The sequence below is a fragment of the Paraburkholderia sp. UCT2 genome (genome assembly GCF_014397665.1).
Lineage (GTDB): Bacteria > Pseudomonadota > Gammaproteobacteria > Burkholderiales > Burkholderiaceae > Paraburkholderia > Paraburkholderia tuberum.
In genome coordinates, this window is sequence record NZ_VZQO01000022.1 from 26,188 (window position 1) to 41,445 (window position 15,258).

11 protein-coding genes and 2 pseudogenes are annotated in these 15,258 nt (G+C 63.5%); 6 read left to right on the forward strand and 7 right to left on the reverse strand.

Annotated elements, in window-relative coordinates:
- Nucleotides 1–347: 347 nt before the first annotated feature.
- The 3 genes from F6X39_RS19380 to F6X39_RS19390 all read left to right on the forward strand — a co-directional run bounded on the left by F6X39_RS19380 (nt 348) and on the right by F6X39_RS19390 (nt 5,733).
- Nucleotides 348–1,589, forward strand: coding sequence for a phospholipase A (locus F6X39_RS19380; RefSeq protein WP_187617751.1), 1,242 nt, complete (start codon nt 348–350; stop codon nt 1,587–1,589).
- Nucleotides 1,590–1,886: 297 nt separating this feature from the next.
- Nucleotides 1,887–3,119 (forward strand): hypothetical protein, encoded by a 1,233-nt coding sequence (locus F6X39_RS19385; RefSeq protein ID WP_184036638.1) that lies wholly within the window; start codon nt 1,887–1,889, stop codon nt 3,117–3,119.
- A 16-nt stretch (nt 3,120–3,135) separates the two neighbouring features.
- On the forward strand, nt 3,136–5,733 hold the full coding sequence (locus tag F6X39_RS19390; protein ID WP_187617752.1) for a hybrid sensor histidine kinase/response regulator: 2,598 nt from the start codon (nt 3,136–3,138) through the stop codon (nt 5,731–5,733).
- A gap of 36 nt (nt 5,734–5,769) precedes the next feature.
- Here the strand turns inward: F6X39_RS19390 and F6X39_RS19395 are convergent, their stop codons facing one another.
- The 5 genes from F6X39_RS19395 to F6X39_RS19415 form a co-directional block, all read right to left on the reverse strand.
- Complete coding sequence (locus F6X39_RS19395) at nt 5,770–6,876, reverse strand: porin (protein ID WP_187617753.1); 1,107 nt, start codon at nt 6,874–6,876, stop codon at nt 5,770–5,772.
- A 107-nt stretch (nt 6,877–6,983) separates the two neighbouring features.
- Nucleotides 6,984–8,246: an MFS transporter gene (locus tag F6X39_RS19400; RefSeq protein WP_187617754.1), complete on the reverse strand. Its 1,263-nt coding sequence runs from the start codon at nt 8,244–8,246 to the stop codon at nt 6,984–6,986.
- 92 nt (nt 8,247–8,338) lie between these two features.
- Nucleotides 8,339–9,301 (reverse strand): PDR/VanB family oxidoreductase, encoded by a 963-nt coding sequence (locus tag F6X39_RS19405; protein ID WP_187617755.1) that lies wholly within the window; start codon nt 9,299–9,301, stop codon nt 8,339–8,341.
- Nucleotides 9,302–9,315: 14 nt separating this feature from the next.
- Nucleotides 9,316–10,098 carry an SDR family NAD(P)-dependent oxidoreductase gene (locus F6X39_RS19410; RefSeq protein ID WP_187617756.1) on the reverse strand — a complete coding sequence of 261 codons (783 nt, stop codon included), beginning with the start codon at nt 10,096–10,098 and terminating at the stop codon, nt 9,316–9,318.
- 105 nt (nt 10,099–10,203) lie between these two features.
- A complete protein-coding gene (locus tag F6X39_RS19415; RefSeq protein ID WP_184071569.1) occupies nt 10,204–11,478 on the reverse strand; it encodes an aromatic ring-hydroxylating dioxygenase subunit alpha in 1,275 nt (424 codons plus the stop codon).
- A gap of 141 nt (nt 11,479–11,619) precedes the next feature.
- Between F6X39_RS19415 and F6X39_RS19420 the strand changes: the two genes are divergently transcribed.
- Nucleotides 11,620–12,408, forward strand: a complete 789-nt coding sequence (locus tag F6X39_RS19420; protein ID WP_187617757.1) for an IclR family transcriptional regulator — start codon at nt 11,620–11,622, stop codon at nt 12,406–12,408.
- Between the two features lie 345 nt (nt 12,409–12,753).
- On the opposite strand, the gene F6X39_RS19425 is transcribed toward F6X39_RS19420, so the two are convergent.
- Entirely contained in the window at nt 12,754–14,238 is a 1,485-nt protein-coding gene (locus tag F6X39_RS19425) for a mannose-1-phosphate guanylyltransferase/mannose-6-phosphate isomerase (RefSeq protein WP_187617817.1), read from the reverse strand.
- A 93-nt stretch (nt 14,239–14,331) separates the two neighbouring features.
- The gene (locus F6X39_RS19430) at nt 14,332–14,568 is read right to left on the reverse strand and encodes a hypothetical protein (protein ID WP_262414748.1); all 237 of its coding nucleotides are present in this window, start codon (nt 14,566–14,568) and stop codon (nt 14,332–14,334) included.
- 101 nt (nt 14,569–14,669) lie between these two features.
- On the opposite strand from F6X39_RS19430, the pseudogene F6X39_RS19435 reads away from it, so the two are divergent.
- Together F6X39_RS19435 and F6X39_RS19440 are read left to right on the forward strand one after the other, a co-directional pair.
- A pseudogene (locus F6X39_RS19435) lies at nt 14,670–14,932 on the forward strand (NAD-dependent epimerase/dehydratase family protein); the annotation flags it as partial.
- Between the two features lie 18 nt (nt 14,933–14,950).
- Nucleotides 14,951–15,106, forward strand: a pseudogene (locus tag F6X39_RS19440) (FAD-binding oxidoreductase); the annotation flags it as partial.
- Nucleotides 15,107–15,258 lie beyond the last annotated feature (152 nt).

Below are 15,258 nucleotides of genomic sequence, written 5' to 3' on the forward strand. Positions count from 1 at the left end.
GCGCTCCTAATTCATTTTTCCACTCACGCAATCCGTAATCGCACTGGCAGAATGAGCAGAATGCCAGATAGCGGGAACCGGCACGCGTCGCCATTTCCGCAATCAAACACGGCGGCCGCGATTTTCTACCCAATTGCACGCATTAACGCTATCGTCTCTTTGCGACCTGAACTCTCGTAGACCACCAGGAGCTTCGTGTGCGGAATCGATCGATGTCTCGCGTGAAGAAAGACCGCCAGTCCGCCGTTCGCAGCCACCGCTCGCGTGTTTCCCGATTATCTTCAAGTCCGCTTTCCGGCTCGGTTTCCAGCTCGCTTTCCAGGCTTCTCCCCTGGTTATCGCTTTGCATGACTGCGCTGGTGCTCGGCAGTTACTCCGCGTATAGCGTCGCCGGCGTTTCCGTATTGCGTCCGCCGCGCGAAGCGCTATCGAGCAGTCCACTCGAAGTGACGATCGTCTATGCCGGCGATCAACCCGGTGGCACCGAAGTCGACGTGCCGGCGCAATTGAATATCGCGATCAGCAATACCGACGTGGTACCGCATCGGCTCGCGCTCACGCGCGAAAGCGGCGCACCCGAGCATCTGAAGCTCGCCGCCGGCGAACTGAAGGCAGTGCGCTATACCGGCACGTGGCCCGAATGGGCGCGCGGCGCGATGCAGATCGACGTGCCGGATCTCGACGTGTCGCCATCGTACGTGCTGCTGACGCGTCCGCCGCGCTCCGGCAAGGACGCGGCGCTCGCGTCGGCCGGGAGCGCCAATGGAGCAACGGCGGCGGGCACCGCGAGCGGCGCACCGTCGTCGACGAGCCTGATCGCGTCGTCGCCCGCGCCATCACGACCGGATGCGCCGGTGCCGCAAATCAACACTTTCCTGAGCCGCTTCTCCGCCTTCGAACCGACGTATTTCGCCGATGGCGGCGGTAGCGAGTCCCTCGCGAAATTCCAGCTCAGCTTCAAGTTCCGCCTCGTCGTTCCGGACGACCCGCGCTCGCGTGGTTTCGCGGACAACCTGTACTTCGCCTATACGCAAACCTCGCTGTGGGATATCAAGAAGTACTCGGCGCCGTTCCGCGACACCAGCTATATGCCGGCACTCTTTTATTACCTCGAAGACACCGGCTGGAAGAGCAAGTGGTGGAGCAGAATGGGCGTGATGGCCGGCTACGAACACGAATCGAATGGACGCGACGGTCCGGAATCGCGCGGCGTCGACTATGTGTTCCTCAAGCCGATCTGGGATTTCGGCGACATCCACAGCTACCATCTGACCATCGAGCCGAAGATTTATTACTATACGCACATCGCCGGCGAGAACCACGACATCGCCGACTACCGCGGCTATGTGGACCTGCGGTTCATCTACGGCAGCCCCGACGGAGCGCAATTGGACACGACGCTGCGCAAAGGAACGCAAGGCGGCAAAGGCAGCGTCGATACGCAGTTCACCTATCCATTGGCGAAGCTGATCAATAGCCGCTGGGGCGGTTATCTGTGGCTCGGCTTCTTCAGTGGTTATGGCGAGGACATTCTCGACTACAACCAGCATCGCTGGATCGCGCGAATCGGCTATAGCATCACACGCTAATCCGGAATTCGCCTGGCATGCAAGCAAAGGGCCGCCGAGCGGCCCTTTTCCATTCGATGACGGTCCACGACGCGCCGTAATACATCGAAACTTCTGCCGTAATCCTTTCAAGAGTTTGCCCAAAGCCGACCCCCACCCGGCGGGCAACCCGTCATGGACCGCTCGTGAATGCTGTGTGCACGAACAGACGGGCATATCGGTGTGGATTTCTCTAGAGTTGAAGGGTCGCCGGTCCAACCGGCTGGCCACGCCGCGCGCTGACTTTTCCAGCGTCTAATCAAAACCACGGAAAAACCAATGAAAACCGCTCTCCTTAAAGACGTGTCGCCTGTTTCAAACGAGCCAACCGGACTTCTTTTGCATCGGAATAGTGCACCGCTTGCGCTCAAGCACGAAATTCACCCGGAACAGATCCGGGATAGCCTGCCGGCCCGTCAGGGGGGAGTCGGCTTTCTGTTCCACGCGACCGATTGGGAAACCCTTTCATTTTCTTTTCACAACGTTCGCGAACGAAGCGAATCGTTCGAAGAGGAGTTGTGGAAAACCAGGCCTTTCATCGCATCGCCGATCTATTCGGGCGCGCAGGTGATCGGCGCGAATATCGCCTGCCCGGTGCCGCTCGAAATGTGGCTCGGCAGCCCGCGCGGCATCAAGCGCTTTCGCGAGACGCAATTCTTTCCGGCGCTCGAACTCGCCCGAAAGGCGGGCTTGAACATGGTCGCGATGGGCGCGTCGACGCCCTACGCGTGCAACTACGGCGCGCTGCCCCGGCCGGTCAAGCCGCCTCACATCACGACGGGCCACGCGGCGACCGCGGCGATGCTGAAGGACTGGGCGATCCATTGCTGCGAACAGCTCGACCTCGAGCTCGGCAACACGAAGCTCGCGCTGTTCGGCGCGGCCGGCCGGCTCGGCACGACGGTCGCGAAGTATCTGCTCTACAAGGATGCGCCGAAGGAGCTGGTGCTGATCGATCTGCCCGACAAGATCAACCTGCTGATCGATCAGGCGAACGAGCTGCTCGCGTCGGACCTGCTCGGAAAATCGAAAGTATCGGTGCATACGTTCAGCCCGGACACGCCGCTGCCGGACTTCGACGGTGCGATTCTCGCGAGCAGCACGAGCGTGCCTTACCTGAGCGCGGCCGATCTCAAACGCGCGCAATTCTGGATCGACGACTCGCATCCGCGCGCGGCAAGCGTCGAAGCGGAACTCGCTTCTCGCGGTCATACGCTCTATATTGAATGCTTCGCGCGCGGGCCCGCCGGACTCGACACCGCGTTCCCGTTCAGGCTGCCATCCACCCGCGACTGCTATACCTGCTTCGCCGAAGGCTATTCGGCATGGCAGGAAGGTATCGCCTCCGATTTCATCATTGGCAGCCCGCCCGTGTGGTCGGTCTCTTATACTCATGGTCTCCTGAAGAAGTATGGCTTTTCGGTCGGACCGTTTCACGGCAAGAACGGCGATTCGCTCGCCGAAGGCGTCGAATCACAGCAATTCAATACGCATGAAATGATGGGTTCCTGATGAACTCGGAGGCCTGATGGCGATACCGCGCGAAAGCATGCGGGATATGCTGGAACGAAGCAGGTTCGCAATTCGATGGGGAGGCGCACTCGGCCTCCTGTGTCACCCCATCTATTACGTCGTCTGGACCTACATCCTTCCGCAGCCTTACGACAACCTGCTGCTGCGGCTCAGCGCGGCGGCCGTCTGCGTTCCCCTGCTGTTCCAGGCGCGCTGGCCGAGGCGCTACAACCCCGCGCTGCTGATCTACTGGCATTGCTGTCTGATTTACGTGCTGCCGTTCGTCTGCACGTTCCTGACCGTCAGAAACGGTTTCTCCACGATGTGGATGATGACCGAGGTCATGATGATCTTCATTCTGGCGCTGTGTATCGACAACCCCCTGCTACTGATAACCTGCATCGGTATTGGCGTGTTTTCCGGCGGGCTCGCCGGCGTATTGAGCGCGCCGACGCCGGTCGTTCTGAGCGCGCAGGACAAGTCCAATCTCGCGTTGCTGCCAGTGGTCGTGCTGTGCAGCATGGCGTTCAGTCATGCGATCAGCAAGGGACGCATCTTCGTCGAAAAGAACCGCGCGTTGCAGGCGCTCGCGGGTTCCATCGCGCACGAGATGCGCAATCCGCTGAGCCAGTTGCGGCACGTGCTCGACCGCGTCGAGGAAGCGCTGCCCGCGGCGACCGAAGCGGGCGCGGCGCCGACGCTGACCGACGGCACGGCCTCGCTGATGTACAACCACCTCGCGCAGGGGCAATTGTCGATCGAGCGCGGCCTGCGCATCATCGCGATGACGCTCGACGAAGTCGCCGCGAAATCGATCCGCCCGGATAGTCTCAGCTACCTCCATGCTGGCGCGACCACGCGCAAGGCGCTCGCCGAATACGGCTTCGACAACGACAAGGAACGCGCGAAGGTGAGCGTCGTCGTCAGGCGCGACTTCGTGTTCAAGGTCGACGAGACGGTCTATCTGTTCACGTTGTTCAACCTGATCAAGAACGCGCTGCATCACATCGTCGCGGATCCGCAGGCGACGCTCACATTGACCGTCGACCGCGACTCGGTGATCGTACGCGACACCGGCCCCGGCATCGCGCCGGAGATCCTGCAGCATTTGTTCGAGCCGTTTCGCACGGCCGGCAACTCGGGCGGCACCGGGCTCGGGCTCGCGTACTGCCAGCGCGCGATGCGCGCGTTCGGCGGCAGCATCGACTGCGAATCGGGACTCGGCAAGTTCACCGCGTTCACGCTGCGCTTTCCACCGGTAGCGGCCGACGAGGTCGAGGAGCACGAGCGGCGCCTGTTCGAACGGGCGATGCCGGCGTTCAAGGGCAAGCGCGTGCTCGTCGTCGACGACGACGACACGCTGCGCGCCCGCACCCGCCGCGTGCTGACGAAGGCCGGCGCCTATGTCAGCGAGGCGTCGGGCGGCGAGCTTGCGCTCGCCACGTTGCGACGCGCGCCGCTCTACGACCTCGTGTTGATGGACATCAGCATGCCCGCGATGGACGGCTACACGACGACCGAGCGCCTCCGCGGCGACAGAGACTGCCCGAACCGCAACGTGCTGATCGCCGCCTATACCGCCGAACCGGGCATCGCGGTGCGGCTGCGCGCGCGGCGCGCCGGCATGGACGAGATCATCAGCAAGACGTCGAGTGTGCAGGAACTGCTCACCGCGTTGCAGACCCTCTTCGACAACGGTACGCATCGTCAGCCGGGCGAACTGCCCGATGTCTTCGCCGGCAGAACCTTTGTGATCGCCGACGACGACACCTACAGCCGGCTTGTCGCGAAGGCGTATCTGGAGCGCTGCGGCGCGAGCGTCGTCGAGGCCGACCACGGTCAGGCGGTGCTGACCAAACTGCACGAAGACGGCTTCATCGACGCGATCCTGATGGACGTGAACATGCCGGGCATGAACGGCATCGAGACGACGAAGTCGATTCGCGCGCGCACCGATGCCTACGCGACGCTGCCTATCATTGCGCTGACCAGTCACACCGATGCCGAAGCGGTGCAGGCCTGCGTTGCCGCCGGGATCAACGAGGTGTTGATCAAGCCGGTGCAGGCCGGCTCGCTGTACGCATGTCTCGCGCGGCAGTTCGGCACACGCGGCGCGCTGGTTGCGGACGCTCCACAACGAATCACGGAAACCGCGGGCGGAGCCGCGCAAACGGATTTTGCGGCGACGCCGGTGGCATTGCCCCCCACTGCGAACGCGCCCGCGGCCGCCACCATCGCTGAAGAAAGCCTGCTCGACGAAGCGCACCTCAAGGAACTGGTCTCGCTCGATCTGCTTGACGAATCGTTCCTGAACGGCATCGAACAGATTCGCTCGCTCGTCGTGCGCCTCGCAGGCAACAGCGCGGCCGTCGATATCAAGGCGACGCACGCGAGCTTGCATGCGTTGCTTGGCGTCAGCGGCAACATCGGCGCGAAGGCACTGCATCGCTACGCGCGGCAGATCTATCCAAGCGTGATCGCCGGTGAGTGGCCAGTGGAAACCGACTGGCACGCCCAGATCCGCGCGTTGAGCGCGCGCTCGACCGACGCCTTGCAGCGGTATTACGCGTCGGCGAAAGGCCGGCGCGATCATCGCGATGCACTGAGCGATTGAGAGGGCGGCCTCGGTCGCCCTCTTTGCAGCGTGAAGTCAGAACTTGTGCAGCACGCCGACCGCAACAGCGAGCTGGTTCGCGCCGGTCTTCACGGTCGTCGTCGCGACCGAAGTCGCCCACCCCGTCGCACTCAGCGCGGCCTTCGAGCTGTTGATCACATACGTGATGTCGGTGTACAGCGCCGTGCGCTTCGACAGCCAGTAGTCCGCGTTGACACCGGTGCTCAATGCGTGCGCGTCGACCTGGCGATACGCGTGGTAGTAAGTCGCGGCTGCGAGGTCCAGCGCCGGCGCCACCCTGTAGCGCACGCCCGCGAACGCCATCGACTGCGGCGGCGATGCCGCGAGCGTCGACCGGACGTCGTTCAGCAGCAATTCGTAGCCGCCGTACAGCGTCGCCTTGCCGATCTGATACGAACCGCCGGCCACGTAGCGGCGCTCGCTGTCGCCCGATGAAGCGATGGCCGAGCCTTGCCGCTGCTCGTACACGAACGTCAGATTCAGCGGCCCCTGCACATAGCGTCCGCCGATGTCGTACTGCTTGCCGACGCGGAACGAGCCCGCCACCGGCACGTTGTAGGTGACTGCGTCATAGCCGAGGCTGTAGAGCGCATTCAGCTCGAATGGTCCCACGTGGCCAAGATACGACACCGCGTTATCCGCGCGACCGACGAACTGCGCGTCCTGCGCGGAAAGGCCGTAACTCGAATAACCGAGCGGGTCGAGCGCGAGGAAGTAGCGATACATCGGCGTCATCTGCCGGCCGAGCATCATCGCGCCGTAGCGGTCCGATTCGAGTCCGACGAACGCCTGCCGGCCGAACAGCCGCCCTCCTTGCTGCAGGGCACCGGTGTTCATCGACATGCCCGATTCGAGCGTGAAAATCGCCCGTAGTCCGCCGCCGAGATCTTCCTTGCCCGTGAAACCCCAACGCGAATTCAGCCGGTTGCCGGTGCCGAGAGCGACCTGCGTGCCCGACGATCCCTGCGGCGTGACAGCGTGAGTCACGTAGGTCACCCCCGAGTCGACGATGCCATAGAGCGTGACCGACGACTGCGCATGCGCCGCGCCGCTGATGCCGATACCAATACCACATGCAAAAAGGACCTTCGACGGCCTGGCGAGAGGCTTGTGCTTCACCATGTGTCTCCTGCTGGAAAGTGAGTTGTTTTGTGATGCGGATTAGTTATCGTCCGACCTCTGTCGTCGCGGTAGCCGGCGCGGGGCCGCGTCGGCTACCGGAGAATCGGTCATTCGCGTGCGATGTGCGGGTTGACGAAGAACATCGCGATGACCGCGATAGCGGGTCCGATCGCGAGTGTGAGGAGCGCGAGCATGAACGAATGGCTCGCGCCATACAGCGAGCCGACCACCATCGGCGACACCGCGCTGCCGGACTGCCAGATAGCATTGGTCCAGCCGGCGCTCGCGCCCGCGAGACGCTTGCCCGATGCGTCGCTGACCTGAGCCATCAGCACCGGCAGATAGCCGAACGAGAACGCACCGAGAATCGGCGCGACCAGATAGAACTGATGCACCGTCGAGCAGTAGCCGAACACCAGCAGCGCGATCGCGAAGGCGATCAGGCAGCCGATCGACATCATCCGCCGCGACACACCAGGCAGGTCGGAGATCCAGCCGAGCGTCGGCTTGGCGATCACCGCGCCGATGCCGAACGAGGCGACGATCGATCCGGCGACGATCGGCGCAATGCCGTATTGGCGCGTCATCAGTGCGTTGCCCCATGCACCGAAGCCGACGGTCGCCCACAACCCGCCGCATCCCGCGATCGACAGCGCGATCAGGTTACGGTTGCGCAACAGGCCGAGCATTTCCTGGAGGCTGTTGCGCGCGGGCTTCGCTTCGTTCGACGGCCGGTTCTTCAGCAGCAGCAACGTGACGATGCCCCACGCGAACGTGACGATGCCGAGCATATGGAATGCGTTCGACCAGCCGTGCCGCGCGGAGAACGACGGCACGACCGCATTCGCGATCACGACGGCGAGCGACGTCGCGGTCGTGTAGAGGCCCATTGCGCGGCCACGGTCGCGCGTGAACCATGCGGGAATGATCTTCATGCCGGCCGAGTAGTCGGCGCCCGCCGCGAAACCCATCGCGGCCTGAATCACGATGCCGAATGCGAGCGAATGCGTATAGCCGAACGTGAACGTGAGCACGCCGAGCGGCAGCAGCGCAAGCGTGAGCATCGCGCGACCGCCGAGCAGATCGGTCAGCATGCCGCCAACCACGTTCGCGATCACATAGCCCGCGTAAAACGCGGTCACGAACGCACCGAGCATCGACACGCCAATGCCGAGCGACGCGCCGACCGGCGCGGCCACCGTACTCCACGCGACGCGGACCACATAGCTGAGCAGAAACGCGGCCCAGACGATGAACAGCGCGACCCAGCGATACGGGCTCGTGTCGGCGCTACTCGCCGCCCTCGCACCGTTTTCGGTCCAGACGCTCGCGGGCATACCCTCCGACGACGACGCCAGATTCTTCTCCATGACTCCTCCGATGCCGGGCGTGCCAGCGGCCGCCCGTTTTCTTTCTGATGGATGGCGCCGACCGCGCCTGGCGGCCGGGCCGGCGATTACGGTTACAGATCGAGCACGAGCACCCTCGACTTCGCGCGTGAACAGCACGGCAGGAACTGATCGTTGCGGGCCTGCTCTTCTGGCGACAGGAACAGGTCGCGGTGGTCAGGTTCGCCTTCGAGCACCCGCGTGACGCAGGTGCCGCAAATGCCCTGCTCGCACGACACCGGCACGTCGACGCCCGCCGCCGCGAGCGCCTGGGTGACAGTGCAATCGGCCGCAATCGACACGACGCGGCCCGAGCGCGCGAGCCGCACGTCGAACGACGCGCCATCACCCGACGGCTGCGCCGCCGCGAAGTATTCGTAACGCAGACGATCGTCACTCCAGCCGAGCGAGCGGGCCGTGTCGAGCACCGCGTTCATGAAGCCCTGCGGACCGCACACATATAGATGCCGGTCCGCGCCGGCGTCCGTCAGCAGTGCGTTCAGATCGAGCGTGCCGTGCGCGTCGTCGAAGTGGTATTGCACGTTGTCCGCCCACGACGACGCGGCGATTCGCTCGACGAACGCCGCACGGCTCTTCGAGCGCGCGCAGTAATGCATTTCGAACGCCGCGCCCATTGCCGCGAGTTGCTCCGCCATGCAGAGAATCGGCGTCACGCCAATGCCGGCCGCGAGCAATAGCGGCTTCGCGTCATGCCGGGCGAGCGGAAAGTGATTGCGTGGCACGCCGATGCGAATCGCGTCGCCTTCGTTCACCGCGTCGTGCATGCGCTGCGATCCGCCGCGCGAATCGGCGGCGCGCAACACCGCGATCTGATACCGGTGACGCTCGCGAGACGCGTTGCACAGCGAGTACTGCCGCACCGGCCCACCGGGCACGTAGACGTCGATGTGCGCGCCCGCCTCGAACGGCGGCAGGTCGCGGCCGTCGATGTCGACGAACTCGAAGCCGGCAATCCCGTCGGCTTCGTCGCGCCGTGCGGCGACACGCACCATCAGCGTGGAATCGGTCATGTTCATGCCACCTCCTCCGCTCACATCGCCGACAGGCCGCCGTCGACCATCAGTGTCGTGCCGGTTATGTACGAAGCCTCGTCGCTCGCGAACCACAGGATCGGCCATGCGATCTCTTCGGGCGACGCCCAACGGCCGATCAACGACGTGTCCTGGCGTTGCGTCTTCAGCACTTCGACGCTTTTGCCCGATGCAATGGCCCGGCTCATGTGGAATTCGGTCAGCGTCGAACCCGGGCACACCGCGTTCACGCGCACGCCGTTCGCGGTCTCCTCGAACGCGAGTGTGCGGGTCATCGCGAGCATGCCGGCCTTGGTCGCGTCGTACAGGCCCATGCCCTTGCGGCCGGTCACCGCGTAGCACGACGACACGTTGACGATGCTCGCGCGGCCCGCGCGACGCAGGAACGGCAGCGCTGCCCTGCAATAGTTGGATGTGCCGACCAGATTGACCGACACCATCGCCTGCCACTCGGCCGGCGTCGCGTCGGCGAGCGCGCTGTAGTTGCGCATCGCCGCGTTGTTCACCAGCACGTCGAGCCGGCCGAACGAATCGGCGGCGAGTCGCGCCGCGCGCACCGCATCGGCGTCGTGCGACACGTCGGCCGCGAACGTCTCGACACGCGCGGACGGATCAGCCGCCTTTAGTTCGTCGGCGACACGCGTGAGCGCCTCCGGGTTCGCATCGACCAGCACCACCGCGGCGCCCTCCGCGCAGAACACGCGCGCGGTCGCGGCACCGATGCCGCCTCCGCCGCCGGTGATCAGCGCGACCTTGTCCTCGAGTCTTTTACGTTGCTGCATTGCATGCCGGCGCGCAGCCGGCCTCCTTTTGCGGAATGGGCAGAAGGTCCAGTCGGACCAGACGACGACACGCGCAGCCGGACCGAAGTCCGGCTCCGCGGTGCATCAGATCGAGTAGATCGGCTGGTCCTTGCCGTCGTGCAGATGGATCACCGCCCATTCCTGCGGCTTCTGATCGCGCGGCAGCAGCACGCCGGCAGCACGTACGCGCTGCTGGTCGGCGTCGATCGCGGGCGGATCGGTGTCGGGCACCAGCGCCGTTGCCGCCTCGTACATCATGCGGCGCGCCATCACGATCGCGCGGTCGGTCGGCAGCAGCTTTTCCTTGCTGTGATCCTGGATCGGACCCATGCTTTCCTGCAGCGACGCGTCCTGCATCGCGAAGCCGAACACGCCCGAGTACGCGCGCTTTTCCTTCTGAGCCTGGCGGTCGATCAGGTAGTCGTTGTCCTTGTTCGCTTTCGGCCGGAACGTGCCACCCTCCTCGTACTCACAATGAATGCCCTTGCCGGCGTTCAGGTCGGCCAGTTCCTGCTCGTCGAGCGGACGGTCCGGGCGGAAGTTGATGCTCCACGCCCAGCAGGTGTGATCGTCGATCGGCACCCATACGTGGCCCGCGAGCGAGTGATCGCCGAACGGCGGGATCAGCGTGTACCACGGGAACAGCCACTGCGTGACGCGCCAGTAGTACGAATCCGGCTCGCCGTTGCGGCGGCCGAACAGCGTGAGGCCGAACGGCTGCTTCTCGATCTCGAAGATCACGTTGCCGTCCGCCTTGATGTAGTCGAGTGCCTTCGTGCCCTGGTGCATCGGGTCCTCGTCGACTTCGTAGCGGTGTACATACGACACGTGACTCGTGTCGATGCCGCCTTCCATCGCCTGCAGGTAGTTCGATTCCTGCAGCCGCTTCGAGACGAACACGTGGCTCTCCGGCAGATTGCACCACTCGAGATCCGGCGGCGCCGGCTGGCGGTCCTTCGGCCCCATGTACGCCCACACGATGCCCGCGCGTTCGATGCACGGATACGCGGTGATGCCCATGTGCTTGCACGCCTGCGGCGCGGACGGCACTTCCACGCAGTTGCCGTTGCGGTCGAATTTCAGACCGTGATACGAACAGCGGATGCCGTTCTCTTCATTGCGGCCGAAGTACAGCGACACGCCGCGGTGCGAGCAGAACTCGTCGATCAGCGCCGGCTGGCCGTCGGAATCGCGAAAAGCGAGCAGCTTTTCGCCGAGGATCTGCACGCGCACCGGCGGGCAATCAGGCTCTGCGATTTCGCTGGCGAGGAGCACCGGCACCCAGTAGCGGCGCATCAGATCGCCCATCGCCGTGCCTGGGCCAGTGCGAACCAGAGTTTCCGACATGTTCTTGTCCATCATTCCTCCGAATCCGGTTGTCCGTTGTGTGAGAATATCGTCTCATTGTACGGACAGATTGATCGACGTCAAGTTCTTGCGGCTAGGGACTTTCACTACAATGTGCAATCGACGCGGACCGCCGCAGAAAGGAAATTTCAAATGGAAGAAAAAAAGCCGCACGAAAATGTGCGGGCAGTCGAACGGGCGCTAGAAATTCTTCTGGCGTACCGACCCGGGGACAAAGAATTGACCGTCGCGGAGCTGCTGACCCGCGTGGACCTGAGCCGACCGACGCTGTACCGCCTGCTGAATACGCTCGAACAGAACGGCTTTCTCGCCTCGTCGGGCGAGCCGCAACGCTTCAGGCTCGGCAGTTCGGTCGCGCAACTCGCGCACGCGTGGATGGCGAGCAATACGATCGCGCAGCTCGCGCAGCCGATGCTGCGTGAGCTTTGGGAAGCGACATCGGAGACGGTCGCGTTGTTCGTGCCGGAGGGGACGTACCGGATCTGCGTGGCCGAACTGGAAAGTCCGCAGCCGCTGAGTTTCCGGCGCGGGGTCGGCTATCGCGAGAAGCTCGTGCTCGGCGCGAGCGGCCGCACGATTCTTTCGCAGATGCCGCTGTCGAAGGACGATCTGCGGCGCTATCTGACCGATCCGGATCAGGACGTCGCGGCGCTAGCCGCCGATCTCGACGCGGTCCGCGCACGAGGCTTCGGCACCAGCCATCACGAGCTGATCGCCGGCGCAGTCGCGGTAGCCGCGCCGTTCTTCAACGGCGCGAACCAGGTGGCAGGTTCGGTGTGCATCTTCGGGCCGAGCGTGCGCGTAACCGATGAGCGCGTCGCGCAGTTCGCGGAGTTGCTCAAGCGCGAGGTGGGCAATCTGTCGCGTGCGCTTGGGCATCAAGGGGAAACTGGACGGCCGCCGGGTACGGCACGTCGGTGAAATCGGCCTCAAAGGCGCTGGCCAACGCTGGGAGCGTCGTCAGAGCTGGTCGCTAGAGTTGTTGACCGGCTGTACGCCCTGTGCGCCATCGGACACGCGCACGATACGGGCAACCGCGCCCGTCGTGATCCGTCCGAATGGCGAGACACAGCAGAATCATCTCCAATGAGCAGTGAGACGCTTCTCTACCCTCCAAAGCCGGCGCGATGCCCGGCGTTCTCGTCACGTATGACCTGAACATTCATAACGAACTGTGCCACGCAAGGCCTTCGCTGCCACTGGCATCATGTGGCAATCCTCAAGTCGATAGGATTGGGTTCCGATGCACTATGTAATGCGATAGGGTCAAATTCGGCCGTAGCAGTCGTCCAGGCGCACAATATCGTCCTCGCCGAGATAACTGCCCGATTGAACCTCGATGATTTCGAGCTGCACTTTGCCCGGATTCTCCAACCGATGCTGCACGCCGAGCGGAATGAAGGTCGATTGGTTTTCTGAAAGAAGAAACTGGTCCTCGCCCCGTGTCACGAGCGCGGTGCCGCGCACGACGACCCAGTGCTCGGCGCGATGGTGGTGCATCTGCAATGACAGGCGAGCGCCTGGCGCAACCACGATGCGCTTCACCTGAAACCGCTCGCCGCGCTCGATCGCATCATAGAAGCCCCACGGACGGCGCACCTTCCGGTGCGTCTCGGCTTCAGGCGCGCGCTGCTCGCGAAAGCGCGCCACCAGCGTCTTGATGTCCTGCGCGTGTGAGCGGTCGGCGACGAGCACCGCGTCGTCCGTGTCGACGACGACTACGTTGGAGGTGCCAACGCATGCAACCAGCCGCCCGCCCTCGGCGCGCACATAGCTCGAGGTCGCGCCTTCGAAAACGACACGCCCGCTCGCGACGTTGCCGAGCCCGTCCTTCTCCATCGCTTCCCACACGGCATCCCAGGATCCGAGGTCCGACCATCCCGCCGCCAATGGCACGACCACGCCTTTGCAAGGCGAGCCGGCCGCGCCAATGTGCTCCATTACCGCATAGTCGATGGAATCCGCCGGCACACGGCCGAACTGAAACGGGCAAGGACGAATGAAGTTGTCGTCCGCCTTGCCTTCCGCGAACGCCGCGGTGCAGGCCGCATGCATGTCGCCGTTGAGCTTGGCTAGCGCTTCGAGCCACACGCCCGCTCGCACGATGAAGATGCCGCTGTTCCACCAGTAGGTGCCTGCAGCAACGTACTGCGCGGCGAGTTCGGTCGTGGGCTTTTCGACGAAGCGGTCGATCAGATGTGCGCCGTTTTCGAGGGCGTCGCCGATTCGGATGTAGCCAAAGCCGGTATCCGGCCGTGTGGGCGCAACGCCAAACGTCACGATCATGGAGCGTTCGGCATATTCAGCGGCAATTGCGATCGCACGATGCAGCGCCGGAATGTCTGAGATGGAATGGTCAGACGGCATCACCACCATGATCGCGTCGTCATCCTGATTAACGGCTGCGAGCGCCGCGAGCGTGAGCGCCGGCGCCGTATCGCGCCGCTCAGGCTCGACGATAATCTTCGCGGAGACGCCGCACGCCCGCACCTGCTCTTCTGTCTGGAACCGGTGTTCCTCCCCACACACGATAATCGGCTGAGTGTCGACGTCGAAGCCGCCGACGAAACCCTCCATCCGTGTGACGGTAGCCTGCAGCAATGAATCCCGTCCGACCACATCGATCAATTGCTTTGGAAACTGCTCACGCGACATCGGCCAGAGGCGCGTGCCCGATCCGCCTGCGAGAATGACCGGGACGATGCGCCGACAGGAGTGCCCGAGCGACGCTTCTGCCTTCGCCGCTGCCATTGCGTCTTCAGAACTCACCGCGTCTTCCATCATCCACCCCTCTGGTCTTGCGTCGAACACGTACTTCCCGGCATCGCCAATTCGATTCATCGGTTATCGGTTCGCCGTGAAGCGCACTTTCTCCTGCTCTCCCACATAGGGGCTCTGCTTGACTTCGATGAAAGATACGTCGTCGATGACCTCGAACCCGTGCCCACCTGACGCCGGCAAGATGACATCACCCGCGCACAGCACGCGGCTCGTCAGGAATTTTCGATCGGCCGTATAGAGCTTGACCATCACGCGGCCCCGCTTGATGAAGAGAGAACGACCCCACGCGTCTGCAAGCATAGGAGCAGTTCCAGGGTCACTAGACGGGTTGACCGAATATGCCATGACGTTGGCTGAAGCCAGTTTCGCGGTACCAGGTGGTCTCACACGCACCTCCTGATCTCCTCTTCTTTGGTTCATCATGCACTTATCCAAAGTGTTGCCCGCAGCCCATAAAGGAAGAGTACCTGCACGAGCAGCTTCGAGCATACCAACGAAGCCTACGCTATCGCGAACGTCGCCGGGCTCAAGCTTTGCGAGCGGTATAACCGACAGCACGGAACGCGGTACATATCGGTGATGTCCGAACGACAACGATGATTTGCAGAACGGGCATGTGCTGGCTGCGCTCATCCGTACGGCACACGAGGCAAAGCTCAACGGGGTGCTGATTATCGAACAGGGCATGATCGGCGCGGGCAGCACGTCACAGTCGTCCGGCCTGTTGCGCACGCACTATTCGGTGCACCAGAACGTGGAACTCGCGCGCGCTTCGTGGTGGGCGTTCAATAATTTCGCTGACTATCTCGGCGACGACGAAGCGTCCTGTGGTTTCGTCGGCCAGAGGGCCGGGGTTCCAACGTTGCACACCGACTCCCCGCGATGCTTTCCCTACGGGCTGACGCGCCCGCGTCGCGGGCTTGCCTTGCATTGAGATATACAACCCTGAAAAACCATCCCCGAAACCCTGACCTTTCCCGCAATCCGGCT

What these genes read in the sequence shown, in the direction of transcription:
- F6X39_RS19380 (WP_187617751.1), top strand. Translation starts at nt 348, where the DNA reads ATGACTGCGCTGGTGCTCGGCAGTTACTCCGCGTATAGCGTCGCCGGC.
- F6X39_RS19385 (WP_184036638.1), top strand. Translation starts at nt 1,887, where the DNA reads ATGAAAACCGCTCTCCTTAAAGACGTGTCGCCTGTTTCAAACGAGCCA.
- F6X39_RS19390 (WP_187617752.1), top strand. Translation starts at nt 3,136, where the DNA reads ATGGCGATACCGCGCGAAAGCATGCGGGATATGCTGGAACGAAGCAGG.
- F6X39_RS19395 (WP_187617753.1), bottom strand. Translation starts at nt 6,876, where the DNA reads ATGGTGAAGCACAAGCCTCTCGCCAGGCCGTCGAAGGTCCTTTTTGCA.
- F6X39_RS19400 (WP_187617754.1), bottom strand. Translation starts at nt 8,246, where the DNA reads ATGGAGAAGAATCTGGCGTCGTCGTCGGAGGGTATGCCCGCGAGCGTC.
- F6X39_RS19405 (WP_187617755.1), bottom strand. Translation starts at nt 9,301, where the DNA reads ATGAACATGACCGATTCCACGCTGATGGTGCGTGTCGCCGCACGGCGC.
- F6X39_RS19410 (WP_187617756.1), bottom strand. Translation starts at nt 10,098, where the DNA reads ATGCAGCAACGTAAAAGACTCGAGGACAAGGTCGCGCTGATCACCGGC.
- F6X39_RS19415 (WP_184071569.1), bottom strand. Translation starts at nt 11,478, where the DNA reads ATGGACAAGAACATGTCGGAAACTCTGGTTCGCACTGGCCCAGGCACG.
- F6X39_RS19420 (WP_187617757.1), top strand. Translation starts at nt 11,620, where the DNA reads ATGGAAGAAAAAAAGCCGCACGAAAATGTGCGGGCAGTCGAACGGGCG.
- F6X39_RS19425 (WP_187617817.1), bottom strand. Translation starts at nt 14,238, where the DNA reads ATGGCAGCGGCGAAGGCAGAAGCGTCGCTCGGGCACTCCTGTCGGCGC.
- F6X39_RS19430 (WP_262414748.1), bottom strand. Translation starts at nt 14,568, where the DNA reads ATGCTTGCAGACGCGTGGGGTCGTTCTCTCTTCATCAAGCGGGGCCGC.